Below are 21109 nucleotides of genomic sequence, written 5' to 3' on the forward strand. Positions count from 1 at the left end.
ATGAGGCCGCGCACCGTCGTCATCCTCGTCTACACGGCCGCGATGTGCATGAACGGCCTGGACTCGACGATCGTCAATCCGGCGCTGTTCACCATCGCCGGCGACCTGGACCAGCCGGTCTCGGCCGCCAACACGGTCGAGACGGCGTTCCTTGTCGCCCTCGCCGTGGCGCTGCCGGTCGCCGGATGGCTCGGCGACCGGTACGGCACCAAACGGGTCTTCCTCGGCGCGCTGGCGGCCTTCACCGCGGCCTCCGCGGCCTGCGGGCTGGCCCAGGACCTGACCACCCTGGTGGTGGCGCGCGCCGTGCAGGGGCTGGCGGGCGGGCTGCTCACCCCGGTGGGCATGACGCTGCTGTTCCGGGCCGTGCCGCCGCACGAGCGGATCTCGCTGTCCAAGGTGCTGATCGTGCCGACGGCGCTGATGCCGGCGCTCGGCCCGCCGCTCGGCGGCTTCCTCACCGAACACCTCTCCTGGCACTGGCTGTTCTTCGTCAACGTGCCGATCGGACTGGCCGCGGTGGTGCTGGGCACGGTGGGGCTGCGCGAGCACGTGGAGGGGACCGCCGGCCCGTTCGACCGGACCGGCTTCTGGCTGGCCACCCCGGCGCTCGGGCTGCTCACCTACGCCCTCGGGTTCGGCCCGTCGCGAGGCTGGACGCAACCGGGCGTGGCGATCTGCGCCCTCCTCGGCGTCGCGCTGCTGAGCGCTGCCGCCGTCCACCAGTGGCGGACGCCGGATCCGTTGCTGCGGGTACGGCTGCTGGCGGACCGGGTGTTCGGCGCGGCGACGGCGCTGGCGCTGCTCACCTCGGCCGGGCTGATGGGTGTGCTCTTCGTCTTCCCGCTGCTGTACCAGGCGGCGCTGGGGGCGTCGGCGCTCGACGCCGGACTGAGCGTCTTCCCGGAGGCCGTCGGGCTGATGCTGGCCTCCCAGGTGGTGGACCGGCTGCTGCCCCGGCTGGGCCCGCGCCGGCTGGCCGTGCCCGCCCTGCTGCTGGCGGCCGGCGTCTTCGCCGCGCTGGCCGCCCCCGGCGTGGCGGAGAACGCGTGGGCGGTGCGGGCGTTGATGTTCGCCGTGGGCCTGGTGCTGGGCACGGCGGTGCTCACGGTGCAGATCGCCGGATTCGCCGACGTCTCACCGGCCGACACCGGTCAGGCGATGGGCCTGTTCACCATCGTCCGCACGCTGGGCGGGGCGTTCGGCATCGCCGCCTGCGCCGCCGTGATCGGCGGACACGGGGACGGCGCCGTCGACCCGGGCCCCTTCCGTACGGCGATCTGGGTCACCGCCGGCCTGGTCGCGCTGGGCGCGCTCGCGGCGCTGCGGCTGCCCTTCGCCGCGCCGGAGCCGCCGCCCTTCGAGGATGGGGGCGAGGGCGCGGACGAGGGCGCGAGCGTGGTGGAGGCCGAGAGGCCCGACCGTCCGGGGAACGGCGGTGGGCCGCCTGGGCACACGTCGGTGCCGTCCGCCTGACGGTGGTCCGCCCGCCGTGGCGGGGCCGCTGCTACGGGCGGCCCAACAGCCCGGCCAGTCCGCTGGCGAGGCCGCCGCGCCAGCACGCGTAGTCGTGCCCACCGTTGAACTCCTCGTAGGTCAGGTCGTATCCGCGCTCGCGCAGGACGTCACGCAGTCGGCGGTTCTGCGCGAGCAGCATCCACTCCTGGAGCCCCACCTCCAGGTGGAAGCGGACCGGCAGCCGCTCGCAGGCCGCGTAGCGGCCGGTCAGCCACTCCCCGCCGGACTCGGACGCCTCGTCGTCCGGCCACCAGAAGGAGCCGGACTGCGCGAGCACGTTGCCGAACCGTTCGGGCCTGCGGTACGCGGCGAACGCGGCGGTGAGTCCGCCGGCGCTCTGGCCGGCGATCACCGTGCGCTCCGGGTCCTCGTCCGCGGCGTGCCGCCGGGCCGCCCAGGGCAGCAGGCGGTCGGCGAGCCAGTCGACGAACGCGTCGGAGCAGGAGAGGTCCTCGTGGCGACGGCCCATGGAATCCACCAGAAGGGTGACGGTGGGGGGAATACGGCCGTCGGCGAGGAGGTTGTCGAGGGTGTCGCCCACGCCGAGTACCGGCCCCCACATCTCGCCGTCCAGCAGCACCACCACCGGGTAGGGTCCGCCGTCCGCCCGGTGGCCGGCGGGCAGATGGACGGTGATCCGCCGCCCGTCCAACTCCTCGTCCCTGTGGGTGCCGCGGGCCGGGTCGGCGCGGCGTGCCGTCCAGGGCTGTGGGGGCGCCTCGTCCAGCGCCATCACGGACGCGGGGTGGCGCCCGTCGCGCGCCGGAAGCGGCGGGTCGGAGTTGAGGGGATCGGGCAGGGCCAGGTCCAGGACGCGTCGCCAGGACGCCCGGTCGGCGCGGAGCGCCTCCTCACGCGGACCGTGGGAGACGTAGAACTGGTAGGAGGCGCGGTGGTCGGCGCGCAGCCGGTGGCCGATCGCCCAGACGCCGGTGCCGGGCAGCCGCGTCATCAGGTGGGGCACCAGGTCGCCCGCGTGCCGGTCCTTGTCCGTGACGGTGTGCAGCAGCGCCAGCACATCGCCGGCCGGGCGGTCCGGGTCGTCCCGCCAGAGGAACGTGACCAGCCGGTGGGCCGGATCGCCGTCGGGGTCGGGTTCCACGAGCGGGGTTCCGGTGGTCTCGACGTGCCGCCAGAACTCCTCCTCCGCACGGGGTGTTCCGGTGCGTACGGCGTCGGTCAGGGCGCGCAGCGCGGGGCTCAACACAGGGCTCGGCACGAAGTCTCCTTCACAGGGGGTGCGGGTACGGGAAGGGAGAGGGGAGTGAGGTACGGGAGTCGGTCGCGAGGAGAAGCATCAGGCGCGGTCGGAGCGACAGGCACGGTGGAAAGGTCAGACCGGGCAGGAGCGTCAGACCGAGCAGGAGCAATCAGAGGCGGGTAGGAGGGTCAGACACGGCTGGGAGGGTCAGACGCGGATGGCGGCGGAGCGGCCGAGGAGCACCCACAGCAGGAACGGTCCGCCCAGTACGGTCGTGACCACGCCCACCGGGATCTCCACCCCGTCGAACGCGATCCGGCCGAGGGTGTCGGCGAGCACCACGAGCGTGGCGCCGACCAGCATCGAGCCGAGGACCGGCACCCGCAGCGGACCGGCCAACCGCGAGGCGATCACGGGCGAGGCCAGGGCGACGAACCCGACCGGACCGCAGACGCCGACGGCCAGGCCGGCGAGCGCGACGGCCAGGGCGAGACAGATGGTGCGGGTGCGGCCGGGGTTGACGCCGAGGGAGGCGGAGGTGGCGTCGTCGAACCGCAGCACGCCCAGGTTGCGCGCGACCGCCAGGGTGAGCGGCACGAGCACGGCGAGCCCGATGAGGACGGGCCCGGCGACGCCGTAGCCGCGGCCGTTGAGGCTGCCCGAGGTCCATACGTACAGGGAGCTGGCCGAGTTGAGGGAGCGGCGGGAGAGAACGACCTGGGTGGCGGCCGAGGCGAGCGCCGACATCGCCATGCCGACCACGAGCACCCGGTAGCCGCGCTGGCCGAGGCCGCCGGAGACGGTGGTGACCACGAGCACGGCCGCCAGCGCGCCCAGCGGACCCGCCCACCAGGCGCCGAAGGTCCCGCTCGCGCTGAGCGAGACCGACAGCAGGACGGCCGCCGTGGCGCCGTCGTTGACGCCCAGCAGTTCCGGGGTGGCGAGCCGGTTGCGGGCCAGGGTCTGGGTGAGGCAGCCCGCGAGCCCCAGGGCGGCTCCGGCCGCCAGCCCCGCCACGATCCGCCCCAGCCGGAACTCCTGGACCAGCAGCACGTCGAAGTGGTCCCCGTAGCCGAAGACGGCCCGGAACGTGCGGCTCACGCTCATGTCGCTCTGGCCGGCGTAGGCGGAGAGCACCACGGTCGCGGTGAGCAGCGCGGCCAGCATCAGCACGGCGACGGCGGCCCGGCGCGGCACCAGGAGCGACAGCGGGCCGCGCCGCAGCAGCAGGCTGTCCGGCGGCCGAACGGCATAGGGCGTCTCCCGAGCGGGCACGGCATCGCCGGACGCCTGAACAGCGCGCCCCCCGACCCCGGACACCCCGACCCCGGACGCCCCCACCCCGGACGCCTTCACGCCGGGTGCTTCCACGGCCGCCGCCGTGGCGGCCGGTCGCCCCCCGCGCGCCGGGAGGGACCGCCCCGGCTGGAACCGCGCCGGGAGGCACCGCCCCGCGAGGCGCCGGAGCGCCGTGGGACGACCGCCGCCCGCGGGGCCGTCCTCCGCCGCCGGCTCGGTCAGCCCCAGGGCGGCGAACTGGCGGGAGCGGACGATGCCGATGAGGACGGGGGCGCCGATGAGGGCGACGATGACGGAGACGGGGGCCTCGAACGGCCGGGAGACGACGCGAGCGAGGATGTCCGCGGTGGTCAGCACGCCGGCGCCGATCAGCCCGGAGAGCAGGAGGCGGGCGCTCAGCCGGGGGCCGGCGACCGCGCGGCCGAGGAATCCGGCGAGCAGCCCGAGGAAGGAGATGGGCCCGGCCAGCGCCACGGCGGCGGCGGTGAGCAGGGTGACGCCGACGGCCACCACCGTCCGGATGACCGGCGGCCGGTGCCCCAGCCCGCGGGCGAGGTCGTCGCCGAGGGCGAGCGCGGAGAGCGGGCGCGCCACCAGCAGGGCGACCAGGAACCCGGCGACGAGCACCGGGGCGAGCCGCTTCAGCTCGCCGAACCCCTCGACGCCGGCGAGCGAGCCGAGCACCCAGAAGCGGAACCTGTCATAGGTCTCCGCGGAGTTGACCACGATCACGCTGGTGAGGCCGCCGAAGGTGGCGCCGAGGGCGGAGCCGGCGAGCACCAGCCGCATCGGCGAGCCGCCACCGCGGCCGGCGATGAGCAGCACCAGCCCGCTGGCGACGACGGCGCCGCCGAACGCGCAGACCAGATAGGCGTATCCGGTCTCGGCGCCGAGGAAGGCGATGCCCGCCACCACGCCGAGCGAGGCGCCCGCGTTGACGCCGAGCAACCCGGTCTCGGCGAGCGGGTTGCGGGTGACGGCCTGGAGCAGACAGCCCGCGACGCCGAGCGCGGCGCCGACCAGCAGCGCGGTCAGGGTGCGGGGCAGCCGCAGATCGCCGACGACCAGGTCGAGTCGGGCGTCGGCGCGAGCGCCGCCGCGGTCCAACAGGTAGTCCATCACCTGCCCGGGGCCGACCTCGCCGGCCCCGATGGAGAGCGACAGCGCGGCGAGAACCAGGACGGTCGCGGTGAGCGCGAGGGTGGCGACCCGTACGGTGCGGGCCCCGGCGCCCCCGCGCGGGCCTTCGTCCGGTCCCTCGACCGGTCCCTCGACCGGGCCTTCGTCCGCGATCTCCGGGGCGGCGGTTCGCCCTGGGACGGGGACGTCCAAGGCGGCACTGGCCGCCGGGGCGGCGCGGTCATCCCGGTGCCCGTCCTGAGTCTTCGGGCCCACTCGCGGCAAGGTCATAAGGTAAGGCTAGCCTAACCATCAGTCCAGCTCACCACATGTACACCCCGCGACCCCCTCTCGATCTCCACCGACGCACCGTCAAATCTTGAACCACTCACCGGAATTCACGAAGCAAGGCGCGCCCCGTAGCGACACTGTGCAATCCAAGGCTGTTAAGTTAGCCTTACCTAACTATCACGGGGAGGTTTCTCATGCCGGGGCATATACCGGACGAGCAAGGGGAGTTCGCGGGCCGGATCGCCCTCGTCACCGGTGCCGGCCAGGGCATCGGCGAGGCCGTGGCCCATGCGCTCGCCACCCTGGGCGCGCGCGTCGCCGCCACCGACCGGTCCCCGGACGGGGTCGCCGCGCTGGCCGAATCCTGGGCGAAGGAACGCGCGGCGAGCGGCGCGTCCGGCACCATCACCGCCTACGAGCTCGACGTCGCCGACGGGGCGGCCGTCGAGGCCACCGTCGAGACCGTCGAACGCGAACTGGGCCCCGTGGACACCCTGGTGAACGTCGCCGGAATCCTCCGCACCGCCGAGGCCGTCGAACTCACCGACCAGGACTGGGCGGACACCTTCGCGGTCAACACCACCGGGGTCTTCCACACCTCCCGCGCGGTCGCCGCCAGGATGGCGGCCCGGCGCTCCGGGTGCATCGTCACCGTCGGCTCCAACGCGGCCGGCGTCCCCCGCACCGGCATGGCCGCATACGCCGCGTCCAAGGCGGCCGCCACCATGTTCACCAAGTGCCTCGGCCTGGAACTCGCGCGTAGCGGGGTGCGGTGCAACGTGGTCGCCCCCGGCTCGACCGACACCCCGATGCAGCGTCAGCTGTGGACCGGTCCGCAGTCGTCGCGCCGGGTCGTCGACGGCGACCCGGCGAGCTACCGCACCGGCATCCCGCTGGGACGGCTGGCGCAACCGCAGGACATCGCGGACGCCGTCGTCTTCCTCGCCTCCGACCGGGCCCGGCACATCACCATGCAGGACCTGTACGTCGACGGCGGCGCCACCCTGCGCTGACGGCACCGCCCCGGGCCGCACGGCCCGCGCATGGCCCCCGTGCGGCCCCGTACGGCCCTCGCACGGCCCCGTAGAGCGACCCGCACCACGACCGCGCGGCGGAGCGGGGAACGGCACACCACGCACCGGCTCGAGCTCGCTCCCCGTCTCCCCCGCCCGCACCCGCCTCCCTCCGTCCCTTCCACCCCCGCCGACGCTTCCCGCGTACGCAACCGAGAATTGGAGCCCCCGTGTCGACGGCACCCGATGTCGCCACGCACGTCCCGACGGCCCACCCGGCACACCCCGCCGTGGGCGCGGCCACCGGCCTGCTCGACGCCTACACTCCGGGCGCGCGTTTCCTCGCCACCCCCACCAGGACCCTCCTCGCCCACGGCGTCCACACCGACGTCCCGCACGACGAGAGACCGTTGCCGCGGCGCGTCGCCGCGGCGCTCCAGGCCGCCGGCGCCGCGGGGCTGCCGGCGCCGGTCGTCATCGGCGCGGTGCCCTTCGACCAGAGCGCGCCGGCCGCGCTCGCCGTCCCCGCCACGCTCAGCAGCGCTCCGCCGCTCACCGCCGACCCGCTGATCGCGTTGCCCGCCACCACGGCTCCCGCGGCCGACTGGGAGATCCGTCCGGTACCGGCCCCCGAGGAGTACGGGGCGGGGGTCGCCGCGGCGGTGCGACGGATGCGCGACGGGGAGTTCCGCAAGGTGGTGCTCGCCCGGACCCTCGAACTGCGCGCCCGCGGCCCGCGCGGCCCGCTGGACGCCCCCGGCGGCCCGCTCGACGCCCCGCGCGGCCCGCTGGACGTCTCGCGCGGCTCCGTGGACGTGCCCGCGATGGTGCAGCGGCTGGCCCGCCGCGACCCCTCGGGTCACACCTTCGCGCTGCCCGTCGGCGCCGGGCGGACCCTGCTGGGGGCCAGTCCCGAACTGCTGGTCGCCCGGCGTGGCGACCGCGTGATCGCCAACCCGCTGGCCGGGTCCGCGCCGCGCAGCGCCGACCTCGCCGAGGACGTGCGGCGCGCCGCCGCGCTCCTGGAGTCGGCGAAGGACCTGCACGAGCACGCGGTCGTGGTGGACGCCGTCCGCGCGGCCCTCGCCCCGCACTGCGCGGCGCTGGACGTGCCCGCGCGGCCCACCCTGGTGCGCACCGCCACGATGTGGCACCTGTCCACCACCGTGACCGGAACCCTGGCCGCCCCGCGGGCCTCCGCCCTGGAGTTGGCCTGCGCGCTGCACCCCACCCCCGCCGTGTGCGGCACTCCGACGGCGACCGCGCGGGAGGTGATCCGCGAGACCGAACCGTTCGACCGGGGCTTCTTCACCGGGATGGTCGGCTGGGGCGACGCCTCCGGGGACGGCGAGTGGGTCGTCACGATCCGCTGCGCCGAGGCGGACCCCGAGAAGGGCGTGATGCGGCTGTACGCGGGCGCCGGGGTGGTGGCCGCCTCGCGGCCGGAGGACGAGACGGCCGAGACCGGCGCCAAGTTCCGTACCTTCCTGGACGCCGTGGGGGCGGAGGCGCGGGCCGTGACCGCGGCGGAGACCGGCGTTCCGGCCGGCGCCACGGGGGTGGTCCGATGAGCTACCAGACCCCGACCTGGCCGGCCGAGTTCGCCGAGCGCTACCGCGCGGCCGGCTGGTGGCGCGGTGAGACGTTCGGACAGCTGCTGCGCGACCGCGCGGAGGCCCATCCGGACCGGATCGCGATCGTCGACCCCCCGCGCGAGCTCCGCTGGACCTACGGTGAGTTGGACCTCCGCGCGGACCGCCTCGCGGCCGGGTTCGCGGCCCGCGGCATCGCCCCCGGCGACAAGGTCGTGGTGCAGCTGCCGAACGTGGCCGAGTTCTTCGAGGTCGTCTTCGCCCTGTTCCGGATCGGCGCACTGCCGGTCTTCGCGCTCCCCGCGCACCGCGAGACGGAGATCGGCTACTTCTGCTCGTTCACCGAGGCGGCCGCGTACGTCGTCTGGGCCGAGGACGGCGACCGCCCGGGCGGCCGGTACGACTCGTTCGACTACCGGGGGCTGGCCGCGACGGTGCGGGACCGGGTGCCCACCCTGCGGCATGTCTTCGTCGCGGGCGACGGCGACCCGGGCCCGTTCGAACCGCTGGCCGACGTGGCCACCGACCCGGTGCCGACGACCGGTCCGGCCCCCGGCGACCTGGCCTTCCTCCAGCTGTCCGGCGGCAGCACCGGCGTACCCAAGCTCATCCCGCGCACCCACGACGACTACATCTACTCGCTGCGCGGCTCCAACGAGATCTGCGGCGTCGACGAGCACAGCGTCTTCCTGTGTGTGCTCCCGGCCGCGCACAACTTCCCGCTCAGCTCCCCGGGCACGCTGGGGGCCCTGTACGCGGGCGCCCGGGTGGTGCTGTGCCCGCGACCCGACCCGGAGACGGCCTTCCCGCTCATCGAGCGCGAGCGGGTCACCCTCACCGGGCTGGTGCCGCCGCTGGCGCTGCTGTGGACGGAGGCCGGCCGGCAGACCTCGTACGACCTGAGCAGCCTCCAGGTGCTGCTGGTGGGCGGGGCGAAGTTCAGCGAGGAGGCGGCGCGGCGGGTGCGTCCCGCGCTCGGCTGCACCCTCCAGCAGGTCTTCGGGATGGCCGAGGGGCTGGTCAACTACACCCGGCTGGACGACCCGGTGGAGACCATCGTCACCACCCAGGGACGACCGATCTCCCCCGACGACGAGATCAGGATCGTCGACGACGAGGACGTCGAGGTGCCGGACGGCACGCCCGGACACCTGCTCACCCGCGGCCCGTACACCATCCGCGGCTACTGGATGGCCCCCGAGCACAACGCGCGGGCTTTCACCGAGGACGGCTTCTACCGCACCGGCGACATCGTGCGGCGCACCGAGACCGGACACCTGGTGGTCGAGGGGCGGGCCAAGGACCAGATCAACCGCGGCGGCGAGAAGATCGCCGCCGAGGAGGTGGAGAACCACATCCTGGCCCACCCGGCGGTGCACGACGCCAACGTCGTGGCCGTGCCCGACCCGTATCTGGGCGAACGCACCTGCGCCTATGTGATCCTGCGGGCCGACGCGGAGCCGGTGAAGCCGGTCGAGATCAAGAAGTTCGTCCGCCGACGGGGTCTGGCCGCCTACAAGGTGCCCGACCGCGTGGAGTTCGTCGACGCCTTCCCGCAGACCGGGGTGGGGAAGGTGTCCAAGAAGGATCTGCGCGCCGCCGCGCGGACGCCCGATTCCCGGTGAGTCCCGTCACCGTCAACCCACCCGCTGTTCGAACGGAATCCCCCACCATGGCTCTGCCCGCCATCGCCCCCTATCCCATGCCGTCGCCGGCCGAGCTGCCGGAGAACCGCGTCTCCTGGACCGTCGACGCGTCCCGCGCGGTGCTGCTGATCCACGATCTGCAGAACTACTTCCTCTCGGCGTTCACCGCCGACGCCTCGCCCGTCCCCGAACTCCTCGACCACGTCAGCCGCTTGAAGAAGGAGGCGGAGCGGCTGGGTGTGCCGGTCGTCTACACGGCGCAGCCGGGCGGCCAGACTCCGGTCGAGCGGGGGCTCCAGCAGGACTTCTGGGGGCCGGGGCTGCCCGCGGACCCGACGGCCGCGGCGATCGCGGAGCAGGTGGCGCCGGGTCCGGACGACACCGTGCTGACCAAGTGGAAGTACAGCGCCTTCGTCCGCACCGATCTGCTGGAGCAGCTCCACGAGCGGGGCCGCGACCAGCTCGTCATCACCGGCGTCTACGCCCACATCGGCGTGCTGATGACCGCCTGCGACGCCTGGATGCGGGACATCCAGGCGTTCGTGGTCGCCGACGCCGTGGCGGACTTCTCGGCGCGCGACCACCGCATGGCGCTGGAGTGGGCGGCCGGCAGGTGCGCCGTCGTCACGACCACCGACACGGTCTTCAAGGAGGACTGACCCCATGACGCTCACCCTGGAACAACTGCGCGCCGACGTCGCCGACGTGCTGGGCGAGGAGCCCGCCGACATCCCCGACGACGAGAACCTCGTCGACTACGGCCTGGACTCGGTGCGGTTGATGACCCTCGTGGAGCGCTGGCGCCGCGACCACGGCGTCACGGTCGACCTCGCCGACCTGGCGGAGCGGCCGGCGCTGGAGGAGTGGGGTCGGCTGCTGGGGGCCGCTGGATGACCTCGGTCCCCGGGCTGGCCGCCGGGCGGGCCGGGGGCGGCACCGGCTCCCCGGCCGCCGCTCCCGCGCTGCCGCTGACCCTCGCGCAGTCCGCGCTGTGGCGGCGGCCCGGGCCGCCGCCCGGCAGCCCGGCGCGCGCCCTCGCCGACGTCACGGTGATCGACGGCCCGCTGGATCCGCCGCTGTTCGCCGCGGCGCTACGGCAGGCCGTGTCCGAGGCGGACGCGCTGCGGGTGCGGATCGCGCCCGGCGCGGACGGCCTGCGCCAGGCGCCGATGGCGGACTGGCGGCGCGCCGCCCGGGCCGACGGCTCTCCTCCGCCCGGCGACGGTCCGGGAGGCCGCCCCCGGCCCCCGGCCGGAAGCCGGGGCGGCCCGCCGTCCGGAGCGTCCCGGCCGTCCGGCGACCGGGACGGCTGGCGTACTGTCGACCTCCGCGCGGAGCCCGATCCGGAGGCGACCGCCGAGGAGTGGCAGACGGCCTGGCTCACGGAACCGTTCGACGTGACGCGCGGGCCGCTGTTCGGGCACGCGCTGCTGCGCACCGCGGACCGGCGCTGGCACTGGTGCCAGCGCGCCCATCACGCGGTCACCGACGGCATCGGGCGCTCACTCCTGGCGGCCCGCACCGCCGCCGTCTACACCGCGCTGCTACGGGGCCGGCATCCGGGTCCCAGCCCGTTCACCCCGCTGCGGGAGCTGGTCGCGGCGGACATCGCCTACCGGGCCTCGCCGGAGTACACCACCGATCTGGCGTACTGGCGGCGGGCCTTGGAGGGCGTGTCCCGACGCCCGCGCGGCGTTGCGCGACGGCCGCGCGGCGGGCCCGGGCGCCCCGTGACGCTCCGCCGCACCGCCTCCCTGGCAGCGGCGGCCGCGGATCGGCTGCGGCAGACCGCGCGGTCGCTGGGCGTCGGCTGGCCCGATCTGGTGATCGCCGCGGAGGCCCTCTACGCCGCGCGGACGGACGGCGTCGAGGAGGTCGTCCTGGGGCTGTCGCTCCCGGCTCGCATGGAAGACACCCGCCACTTCCCCGGACGCACCGCGCGCGTGCTGCCGCTGCGGCTGTCCGTGACCCCCGCCACCACGCTGGCGCGGCTGGCCCGAGAGGTCGTCCGGCGCGGCTCGGAGGCGCGCCGCCACCAGCTGTGCCACCCCGAGGACATCCGGCGCGCGGTGCGGTGGCCGGACGGCGCCCCGCTGGTCGGCACGGTGGTGCGGGTGCTGCCGTCCGGAGCCGGCCCGTCCTTCGCGGGCGCCTCCGCGCGGGTGCGCAATCTGGCCCGCGGCCCGGTCGCGGACCTGGCCCTGGGGGTCTACGACCACGTCGACGGCGAGCCGCTGCGGATCGAGCTGGACGGCAACGCGGAGCTGCACGGGGAGGAGGCGCTGGAGGCCCGGCTGGCGCGGTTCGCCGCGCTGCTGGAGGCGGTGGCCGCCTGCGATCCGCACGCGCCGCTGGCGGCGCTTCCGATGCTGACGCCCCGTGAGCGGCCGCGGATCCTGCTGGAGTTCAACGACACGGCGCACCCGGTGCCGCCGACGACCGCGGTCGGCCCCACGGAGAGCCTGGCCGTCCGTGTGCCGGAGGCCGTCGCGCTGGTCGACGGCGCCACGACGCTCACCTACCGCGAGCTCCACGCCCGCGCCAACCGACTCGCCCGGCATCTGCGGGGCCAGGGGGTACGCGCCGGCGCCACCGTCGCCGTCGCCCTGCCGCTCTCACCCGTGTGGGTGGTTTCGCTGCTCGCCGTCCTCAAAGCGGGCGCCGCGGTCACGCCGTTCCCCGTGCGGGGCTGCGCGCATGTGCTGACGGACGACGCCCGGCGCGAGGAGGTGCGCGCGCTCGGGCTGCCGTCGACCGATCCCCGGACCGTCGAGCTCTCCGCGTACCCGGCGATCGTGCCGCCGCGCCCGCTCACCCCGCACCATCCGGCGCTGCTGCTGCGCGAGCCGCCCGGGGCTCCGGGCGACGGATCGGATTTGATCATTCCGCATGGCGCGCTCGACCAGCGCATACGGCAGTGGCAGCGGGAGCGGCCGCTGCGCGCGGGAGAACGGGTGGCCCTGGCGGCACCGGCGGCACGCCCCCAGCACCCCGCGGACGAGCCGAACTCCCCTGGCAGGGAAGCTGGTTGGGGCGCCGCCTGCTCCGACCGAGGGCGCGACACCACCGGCGGGCAGGCGCCGGACGACCGGCGCGGCCTCGTCGCCCGCACCTGGGGCGCGGGCGGCCCCACCGGACCGCAAACCTCCGGGCGACTCGAAGAGATCCTTCTCACGCTGAAGGCCCTGCGGGCGGGGGCCTGCCTCGTCCTCGGCGCCCCCGGCGCGACGCTTCCGGAGGCCGACGGACGCGCCCCGCTGGACGGCCCCTGGGGGCCGCCCTGGAACACCCGGCTGTACGTCCTCGACGCCGCCCTCCAGCCGTGCCCGCCGGGCGTGGTGGGGGATGTGTACATCGCGGGAGACCGGCTCGCCTCGGGTTACGCGCACCGCCCCGCGCTCACCGCCCTGCGCTTCGTGGCCGATCCCTACGGCCCGCCCGGCGGTCGGATGCACCGCACCGGCGAACGCGCGCGCTGGACCGGCGACGGCGCTGTCCAGCGCGTTCGCACTGCTGAGCGCCTTGTCGGCGACTCCGGGGAGCACTAAGGTCACAGGGCCTTGGTGCACGGGAAACCGGTGGAGAACCGGTGCGGCCCTCGCCACTGTGATCGGGAAAGTCCGGCTCCATCCCCCCGGGGAAGCCACTGGGACGCCGAGGGAGACCTCGGCGCCTGGGAAGGCGGAGTCCGGACGCCTCACCCGTCAGCCAGGAGACCGGCCAGGGCGCGTTGTCCATCCACGAGGTGCTGGAGAGGTCTCCCGACACATGCACATAGCCGAGGGTTATCTGCCACCAGGGCACGCGGCCGCCTGGGCCGCCGCGTCCGCCCCGTTCGTCATCCACGGCGTGCGCTCCCTGACCCGCGAGGTCAAGGCCCACCCCGAATCCACCCTGCTGCTCGGCGCGTCCGGCGCCTTCACCTTCGTTCTCTCCGCGCTCAAGATCCCCTCGGTGACGGGGAGCTGCTCCCACCCCACCGGTACCGGGCTCGGCGCGATCCTGTTCCGACCACCGGTGATGGCCGTGCTGGGCACCATCACCCTGCTCTTCCAGGCGTTGCTGCTGGCCCACGGCGGGCTGACCACGCTCGGCGCCAACGTCTTCTCCATGGCCGTCGTCGGCCCCTGGGCCGGATACGGCGTGTACTGGCTGCTCCGACGTTTCGAACTGCCGCTGATGGTCTGCGTGTTCTTCGGGGCCTTCATGGCCGACCTGATCACGTACTGCGTCACCACCGTCCAGCTGGCCCTCGCCTTCCCCGACCCGAGCAGCGGAGTCCCCGGCGCGCTGGCCAAGTTCGGCGGCATCTTCGCGGTCACCCAGATCCCGCTCGCGGTCAGCGAGGGGCTGCTCACCGTCCTCGTGATGCGGCTGCTGGTGCAGTCCAGCAAGGGCGAGCTCACCCGGCTCGGCGTGCTGCTCCGGAGCGGCGCCGCGGGCCGGGACGGAGCGGCCGGCAAGGGCGACAAGGGTGACAAGGGCGAGACGAAGGAGGCCATGGCCTGATGAGCCGTAACGCCAGGATCAATGCGCTGCTGCTGCTCGTCGTCGCCGCCCTGGCCGTCCTCCCGGTCGCCCTCGGCATGGGGGACGACAAGGAGGAGCCGTTCACCGGGGCCGACGCCCAGGCGGAGACCGCGATCACCGAGAACAAGCCGGACTACGAGCCGTGGTTCTCCCCGCTGTACGAGCCGCCGTCCGCCGAGATCGAGTCGGCGCTGTTCGCGCTCCAGGCCGCCATCGGCGCCGGCGTCGTGGCCTTCTACTTCGGACTGCGCAAGGGACGCCGGCAGGGCGAGGCCCGCGCGGCCGAGGCCTCCCTCGCCGAGGCCCGCGCGGAGACGGTCACCGCCACCGCCGGGGCCGCGTCGCCCGGAGCGGCCGCGGCCACGGGCGCCGGCGAGGCTGAGGCCACCGTTCCCGGGAGCGCCGAGCCCGGGGCCGGGAGCGCCGAGCCCGCGCCCGGGAGCGCCACGCCCGCGGCCGGCGAGCAGCGCGAAACCGCGCGCCCCTAGCGGCGCCCGATGCTGCCGATCGACGCGGCGGCGCACAGCAGTCGCTGGCGCCGCCGCCATCCCGTGGACAAGGCCGTCCTGGGCATGGGCCTGACCTTCTGCGCGGTGGGCCTGCCGCCGTGGCCCGGCGGCCCGCTGGTGGCCGCGGCCACCCTCGCCCTGCTGCTGGGCCCGGCCGGTGTGGAACCGCGCCGGCTGTGGCGGGCGTTCCGGGTGCCGCTGGGCTTCTGCGTCACCGGCGCACTCCCGCTGCTGTTCGCGGTGGGCGGCGGGGACGGCTGGGTCTCGCTCGCCCCGGACGGGCCGCGGCACGCCGCCGAGCTGCTGCTGCGCACCTCCGCCGCCTCCCTGGGCGTCCTGCTCTTCGCCTTCACCACACCCGTCTCGGACGTCCTGCCGCGGCTGGTGCGGGCGGGGGTGCCCGCGCCCGTGGTCGACGTCGCCCTGGTGATGTACCGCATCACCTTCCTGCTGCTGGACTCCATGCAGCAGGTACGCGAGGCGCAGGCCGCGCGGCTGGGCCACACCACCCGCGCCGCCACCTGGCGGTCGCTGGCCGGCCTGGGGGCGACGGTCTTCGTCCGCGCCTTCGACCGGGCCGGTCGGATGCAGGCGGGCCTCGCGGGCCGCGGCTACGACGGCACCCTGCGCGTCCTGCTGCCCACCGCGCGGGTCTCCGGCCGGTTCCTCGCCGCGACCGCCGCGCTGCTGGCCGGCCTGGTCGCGCTCACGCTCGTACTCGAAAGGTTCGTCGCATGACCGGCACGACCGCTCCCGTGACCCCGAAGCCCGTCGTGGAGCTCGTCCGCGCGGGATACGCCTACGAGGACGGCCCGGCGGTGCTGGAGGACGTCGACTTCACCGTCCCCGAAGGCCGCACCATGGCCCTGCTGGGCCGCAACGGCAGCGGCAAGACCACGCTGATGCGGCTGCTCAGCGGCGGACTCCAGTGCCGCTCCGGGCAACTGCTGCTGGACGGCACCCCGGTGACGTACGACCGCAAGGGGCTGACCCGGCTGCGCACCACCGTGCAGCTGGTGGTGCAGGACCCGGACGACCAGCTGTTCGCCGCCTCGGTGAGCCAGGACGTGTCCTTCGGCCCGATGAACCTGGGGCTGTCGGAGGCCGAGGTCGCCGAGCGGGTCGAGGAGGCCCTGGAGGCGCTGGACATCGCCGCGCTGCGGGACCGGCCCACGCATCTGCTCTCCTACGGCCAGCGCAAGCGGGCCGCGATCGCGGGCGCGGTGGCGATGCGGCCCCGGCTGCTGATCCTGGACGAGCCCACCGCGGGGCTCGACCCGCACGGTCAGGAACGGCTGTTGGAGGTCCTCGGCGGGCTCCAGCGCTCCGGCACCACCGTGCTGATGGCCACCCACGACGTGGACCTCGCGCTGCGCTGGGCGGACGACGTGGCCGTGCTGACCCCGGCCGGGCTGCGCACCGGCCCGACCGGGGAGGTCCTCGCCGATCGGGAACTGCTGGAGGCGGCCCGGCTGTGCAGGCCATGGGGCACCGCGGTGGCCGCGGTGCTGCGCGCCCATGGCCTGCTCGACGCGGCGGAGGCCGGCCCCCGCACACCGGAGGAGCTGGGCGACTGGGTCACCCGGCGGCCTACGGCTCCGTCCAGGTGAAGGGGACCTTGTCGCCAGCCTTGGTGCGGAACCGGCAGCCGCCCACCGGGGCGGCAGCCAGGGTCCGTCCCCGGCGGCCAGCACCGCGGAGGCGACGGGACCCGCGCGGGGCGCTGCCGTCATCGATGTCGCTACGCACGGTTCCTGGTCGCGGGGGCCAGGGCCGTCACCACGCTCCGGGTCCAGGAGAACTTGGCCCACTCACGCTTTGCCTGGTCATCGCACGCGGGATAGCCGAAGGCTCCGTCGGCGTCTTGTTGTCCAATGAGGAACGAGATGGCGTCTCGAGTGATGCGGTGCTGCCGCCATCCGTCCCGGACAAGGGCGCGGACGGTGGCTGCGAACTGGCCGAGGTGGTAGGTCTCTCTGGCTTCGCAGAGAGTGGTGGCGGCATGAAGAGGATAGGCGCGGCGTTCGCGTGCCGGGGACTGCTCGGGGATGGCCATGCCTGATGAAGGACGGATGAGGCCGAGGCTGATGAGCCGTCGCACGTTGTCCATGACGTCGGCGGGGACGCTGTCGAGTGAGTTGACCACAGCGGCTGTCGCTTTGAGAAACTTCTCCAGGGAAGGACAGCCGACCTCAGCTGCACGGAGAGCCATGGCGAACTCTCCGGCGATTTCCATGCCTTGTTCCTGCCAGACGTCCGGGTCCGCGTCAGCGAGGCTCGCTGCGTAGAATTCGAGTGCCGGCCGGACGAGTTGGTGTTCCTGGATTGCCGCAGCCCCGATCGCGGCGGCCGTGATTCCGGGCAGTCCGGCCCGTGGGCTTTGCGCCATGCTCCTGTCGCGCAGCCACAGGACGGCGCGTCGAAGCGGTTCCACCAGTGCGACGTCCGTTGCCGGCATGTCCGGGCGCGGTCTCACGACTCTTCGGGGGCTCCGTTCCAGCAGGCCGGCCAGGGCGGCGACGATGGTGGTGTGGTATCCCTCCGCCCAGTGCCGGAAGTCGTCGTCTTCACTCTGGAGTCTGGGGTGAATGATGCCCTTGGGTCCGTTCACGCGGCCGTTGTCTTCCTGGACGGATTCCAGGAATCTCCATGCCTGGTCCGCTGCGTCAGAGTCGGTGACACCCAGGCAGAGCAGACAGCACAGCAGCTCCCCGACCAGGTCGGCATTGGCGCGGGCCTCGGCGAGGACGAGAAGTGCTTCGAGGAGTTCGACAGCCTCGCCGAGGCGGTATCCGCGGGGCCATGCAGGCTCGCGCTGGCCGAAGTCCGTGACGTAGAAGATGGTGTGGGTGACGGCGTAGATGTCGCGGTCGGCCAGCTTGAGTACGTTGGGATGACTGCAGAGGACCGTGAAGGGCAGGACGTCGTCCATGGCAGGCAGACGATGCTCGATCCCGCACAGGTGCAGTGTGTGGAGCAGGTCCAGTTGCCGGTAGGGAACCCGCTCGAACGCGGCCGCGTACCCGCCGGCGGCAGCTTGCTGGATGATACGCCGGAATTCAGGGTCGTCACGGCCGCAGAGACGCAGCGCGGCATACGTCCCCGCATACAGCAGGAGGGCGACTTCGTCCCGTGCGATGAGTTCCCGGTATGAGGGTTGCCCGGCAACGTCCTCCACCTGCTCGAGAATGCTCGCATAATCGCCAGCAAGCGGGGCGTCGTCCAGGCGGGATCGAAGCCCTACAAGGAACGCTGTTTCGATCAACGCTTTGCGGGCGAAAAGCACCGTGTCCGGTCGGGCGTTGCGCGGGTCCAGCATGACCCGGCGCGCAGCAAGCCAGGCGACTGCCCGATTCTCCACCGCGCGCCTTCGAGATGACCAGACGCCGGGGTCCTCTGTTTTCACCGTCGCCCTCCCGGCAGTCACCTTGATGAGTGAGTCAGCTGTCCGCAGGCCCGCAAGGGTCCGCTACCTCGTTGGCGACGACCAGGACGTACCGCTCCCAGGCCAGCACGTAACCTGCGACGTCGTCGAGTTGGCTGACCTGGTTGACGATCTGCTCCAGAGGGATTCTGAGATCGACCAGACCACTGGTTCTCAGGAAATCCAGCGCCTTACGCGCATCGACGGGGGGTGGACAGGACATGAGAAACCTCCTGCTCGGAGTCGAGTGTTTCTCAGTCGATTATCTATCCAGCCACCAGGACAGTGGAATGCAAAAGCAGCAACTCATACAGTCGCATTTTTTTACCGTTCTCGTCATGCCGGCCTGCAACGGCGACATACGCGCGTATCGCACGGGCCACGAGGAGGAGCTGCCCTTACCGTGCGGGCCGAAAAGCCCTTTACGGCCCGGACGATGACGGTACGTCAGCTTGTCGCTAGCAGCGGCGGTACGGGGCGCGGTCGGCCGTCCGCGTCGACGGCCACGAACGCCAGCTCGGCGGTGGCCACCTCCGTGACCGGCCACCGCGCAGCGGGCGCGCACCTGCGGGTCGCGGGTGAGCACGGAGCCCGCGCGGGCCGCCAGGGCGGCCCGGTTGGCGCGCAGCCGCGGGGCGATGGCGTCGGCGCCCTGGCGCAGTCCGCGGGCGAGGACGGCGACCTCCTCGGCCTTCTGCCGGGCGAAGGCCAGCCAGCGGGCGAACTGCGGGTCGAGCTCGCGCTCGGCGGTGGCGTCGAGGGGGACGTGCAGCAGTGAGCAGAGGGCGCCATGTCCACCTCGCCGGCGAGGCCGAGCAGGGTGACGAGGGTCGCCAGCGAGCGCTCCAGGTCGTCGATCCAGACGTTGCGCCCGTCCACCACTCCGGCGACCAGCCGCTTGCCGAACAGCCCGCCGACCGCAGCAAGGGCGTCCAGGTTGGCCGCCGCGGGCCCGGTGAAGTCGATGCCGAGGCCCTCGACCGGGGCCTGGGCAAGCACCGGCAGCGCCTCGCCGAGCCGGTCGAAGTAGCCGGCGACCAGCAGCTTGGGCCGGTCGGTCAGGGCGCCCAGGGCGCGGTAGGCGCGGCGGACGGCGTCGAGCACGGCCGGCGGCTGGTCCTGGACCAGGGCCGGTTCGTCCAGCTGTACCCAGCCGGCGCCCGCGGCGCGCAGGTCGGCGAGGACCTCGGCGTAGACCGGCAGCAGCCGGTCCAGCAGGGTGAGCGGCCGGAAGCCGGCGGGCGCGCCGGGCGCCGGCGGGCGCGCCGGGCGCCGGCTTGGCCAGCAGCAGGAAGGTGACGGGGCCGACCAGCACCGGGCGGGCGGTGTGCCCGAGCACCACGGCCTCGGTCAACTCGCCCACGGGCTTGGTGGAGTCGGCGCGGAAGACGGTGTACGGACCCAGCTCCGGCACCAGGTAGTGGTAGTTGGTGTCGAACCACTTGGTCATCTCCAGCGGCGGCGCCTGCTGGGTGCCGCGGGCCATGGCGAAGTAGCCGGCCAGCGGGTCGGCGGCGTGCGCGGCGCGGTGCCGCACGGGGATGGCGCCGACCATCACCGCGGTGTCCAAGACGTGGTCGTAGAGTGAGAAGTCCGCCGGTGGGCACCTCGTCGACGCCGGCCTCGGCGAGCTGCGCCCAGTTCGCGCGGCGCAGCGCGGCGGCGGTGTCGTGCAGGGCTTCGGCGGCGATCCTGCCTGCCCAGTAGCCCTCGACGGCCTTCTTCAGCTCCCGGCGCGGGCCCTGCCGGGGATAGCCGTACACGGTGGCGTGGGTCACGGAACTCTCTTTCGCGAGTCACGGTCCCCCGGGACCGGAGGTGCGCGCGAAGGGACGGCGGGATACGCGCCCGTGCCGGATGCGCCCGCCGTGCCGTCGACCCGTCCCTCGATGGTCGCCGAGATTCCGCGCGGCCGTGCGGCGCGCGGGCAGTGGCAGGTCTTCGGACTCGCGGACGCGCCTCGTGTCGTGACGAGGCTCCTAGTGGCCGTCGCTTCCCAGGCCCGGCCGGGCCCAGTGCGTATGACGGCGGTCGTTCCCGCTCACCGCTGCGGGGCAGTCCCGGATTCCCACCGGGTTCCCTCTTGCGACGCATCCCGCCTGCGGACGGGGCGAACCAGTTGCACGGGCAACGTAATCACAGCCGGGCGGCGGACGGAAAGGCGTTCCGGATACGGAGGTCACATCCCGGACGTGGCGCCGGTCGCATACGGTGCGGTCAGCCGAGGTGGACGAGGGCGAGGAGACGGCAGTGGCGGACGAGACGACGGCGACCGACGGGGCGCTCATCGCGGCTCTCGGCGAGGCGGAGCCGCGGGTGGACCCGGGGGCCTACACGGCCCCGACGTCGGTGGTGATCGGCGACGTCACCCTGGCCGCGGGCAGCAGCGTCTGGTACCACGCGGTGCTCCGGGCCGACTGCGGCCCCATCGTGCTGGGTGCCGACAGCAACATCCAGGACAACTGCACCGTTCATGTCGATCCGGGCTTCCCGGTCACCGTGGGCGAGCGGGTGACCGTCGGACACAACGCGGTGTTGCACGGTTGCACCGTCGAGGACGACGTGCTGGTCGGCATGGGAGCGACCGTCCTCAACGGGGCCAGGATCGGCGCCGGCTCGCTGATCGCCGCGCAGGCGCTGGTCCCCCAGGGCATGGTGGTGCCACCGGGTTCCCTGGTGGCCGGGGTGCCCGCCCGGGTCAAGCGCGAGCTGACCACCGAGGAACGGGAGCACATCAAGATCAACGCCCAGATGTACCTGGGACTCGCCACCACCCACCGGGAGCGGCTGCGCCGGCGCTCGGCGTGACCGAACCCGTGGGCCGACGTCCCTGGCCGAAACCCGGCCGGCTTGCCTGACCGATGCCTCTCGCCGGCGCACGGGACCGGCCCTCGGCCGGCGCTCCCGGACGCCGGCCCCGGCCGGCGCCACCCGCGCGAGGGGCGCCGGGCCACTGAGTGCCGAAGA

The 21109-nt window shown here is 74.0% G+C and carries 15 protein-coding genes, 2 pseudogenes and 2 riboswitches; of the genes and pseudogenes, 12 read left to right on the plus strand and 5 right to left on the minus strand.

Translation table 11 applies throughout. The features are described 5' to 3' along the window. The gene (locus CD790_RS25330; protein WP_260867870.1) at positions 1-1476 is read left to right on the plus strand and encodes a DHA2 family efflux MFS transporter permease subunit; all 1476 of its coding nucleotides are present in this window, start codon (positions 1-3) and stop codon (positions 1474-1476) included. Between the two features lie 31 nt (positions 1477-1507). Here CD790_RS25330 and fes read toward each other — a convergent pair whose 3' ends face one another. Together fes and fhuB are read right to left on the minus strand one after the other, a co-directional pair. Next, a complete protein-coding gene (fes, locus tag CD790_RS25335; RefSeq protein WP_260867871.1) occupies positions 1508-2737 on the minus strand; it encodes an enterochelin esterase in 1230 nt (409 codons plus the stop codon). Positions 2738-2926: 189 nt separating this feature from the next. Further along, positions 2927-5428 carry a Fe(3+)-hydroxamate ABC transporter permease FhuB gene (gene fhuB / locus CD790_RS25340; RefSeq protein ID WP_260867872.1) on the minus strand — a complete coding sequence of 834 codons (2502 nt, stop codon included), beginning with the start codon at positions 5426-5428 and terminating at the stop codon, positions 2927-2929. A 194-nt stretch (positions 5429-5622) separates the two neighbouring features. Between fhuB and CD790_RS25345 the strand changes: the two genes are divergently transcribed. The 10 genes and pseudogenes from CD790_RS25345 (at position 5623) to CD790_RS25390 (ending at position 16328) form a co-directional block, all read left to right on the plus strand. Continuing rightward, the gene (locus CD790_RS25345; RefSeq protein ID WP_144385657.1) at positions 5623-6441 is read left to right on the plus strand and encodes a 2,3-dihydro-2,3-dihydroxybenzoate dehydrogenase; all 819 of its coding nucleotides are present in this window, start codon (positions 5623-5625) and stop codon (positions 6439-6441) included. 230 nt (positions 6442-6671) lie between these two features. Beyond that, positions 6672-7949 (plus strand): annotated as a pseudogene (locus CD790_RS25350) (isochorismate synthase); the annotation flags it as partial. A 59-nt stretch (positions 7950-8008) separates the two neighbouring features. Then, positions 8009-9658 carry a (2,3-dihydroxybenzoyl)adenylate synthase gene (locus tag CD790_RS25355; protein ID WP_144385659.1) on the plus strand — a complete coding sequence of 550 codons (1650 nt, stop codon included), beginning with the start codon at positions 8009-8011 and terminating at the stop codon, positions 9656-9658. Positions 9659-9705: 47 nt separating this feature from the next. Next, positions 9706-10338: an isochorismatase family protein gene (locus tag CD790_RS25360; RefSeq protein ID WP_144385660.1), complete on the plus strand. Its 633-nt coding sequence runs from the start codon at positions 9706-9708 to the stop codon at positions 10336-10338. Between the two features lie 4 nt (positions 10339-10342). Then, positions 10343-10573, plus strand: a complete 231-nt coding sequence (locus CD790_RS25365) for a phosphopantetheine-binding protein (protein ID WP_144385661.1) — start codon at positions 10343-10345, stop codon at positions 10571-10573. After that, positions 10570-13227, plus strand: a complete 2658-nt coding sequence (locus CD790_RS36990; protein WP_144385662.1) for a condensation domain-containing protein — start codon at positions 10570-10572, stop codon at positions 13225-13227. Before CD790_RS25365 ends, CD790_RS36990 begins: the two co-directional genes overlap by 4 nt. After that, positions 13224-13419, plus strand: a riboswitch (cobalamin riboswitch). It overlaps the preceding gene by 4 nt. Positions 13420-13447: 28 nt before the next feature. Next, positions 13448-14188, plus strand: a complete 741-nt coding sequence (locus tag CD790_RS25375; RefSeq protein WP_144385663.1) for an energy-coupling factor ABC transporter permease — start codon at positions 13448-13450, stop codon at positions 14186-14188. After that, entirely contained in the window at positions 14188-14697 is a 510-nt protein-coding gene (locus CD790_RS25380) for an energy-coupling factor ABC transporter substrate-binding protein (RefSeq protein ID WP_144385664.1), read from the plus strand. The genes CD790_RS25375 and CD790_RS25380 overlap by 1 nt, the downstream gene beginning before the upstream one ends. A 9-nt stretch (positions 14698-14706) precedes the next feature. Further along, on the plus strand, positions 14707-15456 hold the full coding sequence (gene cbiQ, locus CD790_RS25385; protein WP_144385665.1) for a cobalt ECF transporter T component CbiQ: 750 nt from the start codon (positions 14707-14709) through the stop codon (positions 15454-15456). After that, positions 15453-16328: an energy-coupling factor ABC transporter ATP-binding protein gene (locus tag CD790_RS25390; protein ID WP_144385666.1), complete on the plus strand. Its 876-nt coding sequence runs from the start codon at positions 15453-15455 to the stop codon at positions 16326-16328. The genes cbiQ and CD790_RS25390 overlap by 4 nt, the downstream gene beginning before the upstream one ends. A gap of 131 nt (positions 16329-16459) precedes the next feature. On the opposite strand, the gene CD790_RS25395 is transcribed toward CD790_RS25390, so the two are convergent. The 3 genes and pseudogenes from CD790_RS25395 to CD790_RS25405 form a co-directional block, all read right to left on the minus strand. Then, positions 16460-18124 (minus strand): DUF6895 family protein, encoded by a 1665-nt coding sequence (locus CD790_RS25395; RefSeq protein ID WP_260867873.1) that lies wholly within the window; start codon positions 18122-18124, stop codon positions 16460-16462. A 34-nt stretch (positions 18125-18158) separates the two neighbouring features. Next, on the minus strand, positions 18159-18365 hold the full coding sequence (locus tag CD790_RS25400; protein WP_144385667.1) for a hypothetical protein: 207 nt from the start codon (positions 18363-18365) through the stop codon (positions 18159-18161). A 323-nt stretch (positions 18366-18688) separates the two neighbouring features. After that, positions 18689-19920: pseudogene (locus CD790_RS25405) on the minus strand (5-methyltetrahydropteroyltriglutamate--homocysteine S-methyltransferase); the annotation flags it as partial. 136 nt (positions 19921-20056) lie between these two features. Then, positions 20057-20277: riboswitch (cobalamin riboswitch) on the minus strand. A 115-nt stretch (positions 20278-20392) separates the two neighbouring features. On the opposite strand from CD790_RS25405, the gene CD790_RS25410 reads away from it, so the two are divergent. Further along, positions 20393-20950 carry a gamma carbonic anhydrase family protein gene (locus CD790_RS25410; protein ID WP_186319225.1) on the plus strand — a complete coding sequence of 186 codons (558 nt, stop codon included), beginning with the start codon at positions 20393-20395 and terminating at the stop codon, positions 20948-20950. Positions 20951-21109: the final 159 nt, after the last annotated feature.

This window comes from Streptomyces sp. SAJ15, assembly GCF_007595705.1.
In the GTDB taxonomy this organism is placed as follows: Bacteria; Actinomycetota; Actinomycetes; order Streptomycetales; family Streptomycetaceae; genus Streptomyces.

Coding starts and splice junctions, on each gene's coding strand:
- cbiQ (WP_144385665.1), top strand. CDS start 14,707: ATGCTGCCGATCGACGCGGCGGCGCACAGCAGTCGCTGGCGCCGCCGC.
- CD790_RS25380 (WP_144385664.1), top strand. CDS start 14,188: ATGAGCCGTAACGCCAGGATCAATGCGCTGCTGCTGCTCGTCGTCGCC.
- CD790_RS25400 (WP_144385667.1), bottom strand. CDS start 18,365: ATGTCCTGTCCACCCCCCGTCGATGCGCGTAAGGCGCTGGATTTCCTG.
- CD790_RS25345 (WP_144385657.1), top strand. CDS start 5,623: ATGCCGGGGCATATACCGGACGAGCAAGGGGAGTTCGCGGGCCGGATC.
- CD790_RS25365 (WP_144385661.1), top strand. CDS start 10,343: ATGACGCTCACCCTGGAACAACTGCGCGCCGACGTCGCCGACGTGCTG.
- CD790_RS25360 (WP_144385660.1), top strand. CDS start 9,706: ATGGCTCTGCCCGCCATCGCCCCCTATCCCATGCCGTCGCCGGCCGAG.
- fhuB (WP_260867872.1), bottom strand. CDS start 5,428: ATGACCTTGCCGCGAGTGGGCCCGAAGACTCAGGACGGGCACCGGGAT.
- CD790_RS25355 (WP_144385659.1), top strand. CDS start 8,009: ATGAGCTACCAGACCCCGACCTGGCCGGCCGAGTTCGCCGAGCGCTAC.
- CD790_RS25390 (WP_144385666.1), top strand. CDS start 15,453: ATGACCGGCACGACCGCTCCCGTGACCCCGAAGCCCGTCGTGGAGCTC.
- CD790_RS36990 (WP_144385662.1), top strand. CDS start 10,570: ATGACCTCGGTCCCCGGGCTGGCCGCCGGGCGGGCCGGGGGCGGCACC.
- CD790_RS25330 (WP_260867870.1), top strand. CDS start 1: ATGAGGCCGCGCACCGTCGTCATCCTCGTCTACACGGCCGCGATGTGC.
- CD790_RS25375 (WP_144385663.1), top strand. CDS start 13,448: ATGCACATAGCCGAGGGTTATCTGCCACCAGGGCACGCGGCCGCCTGG.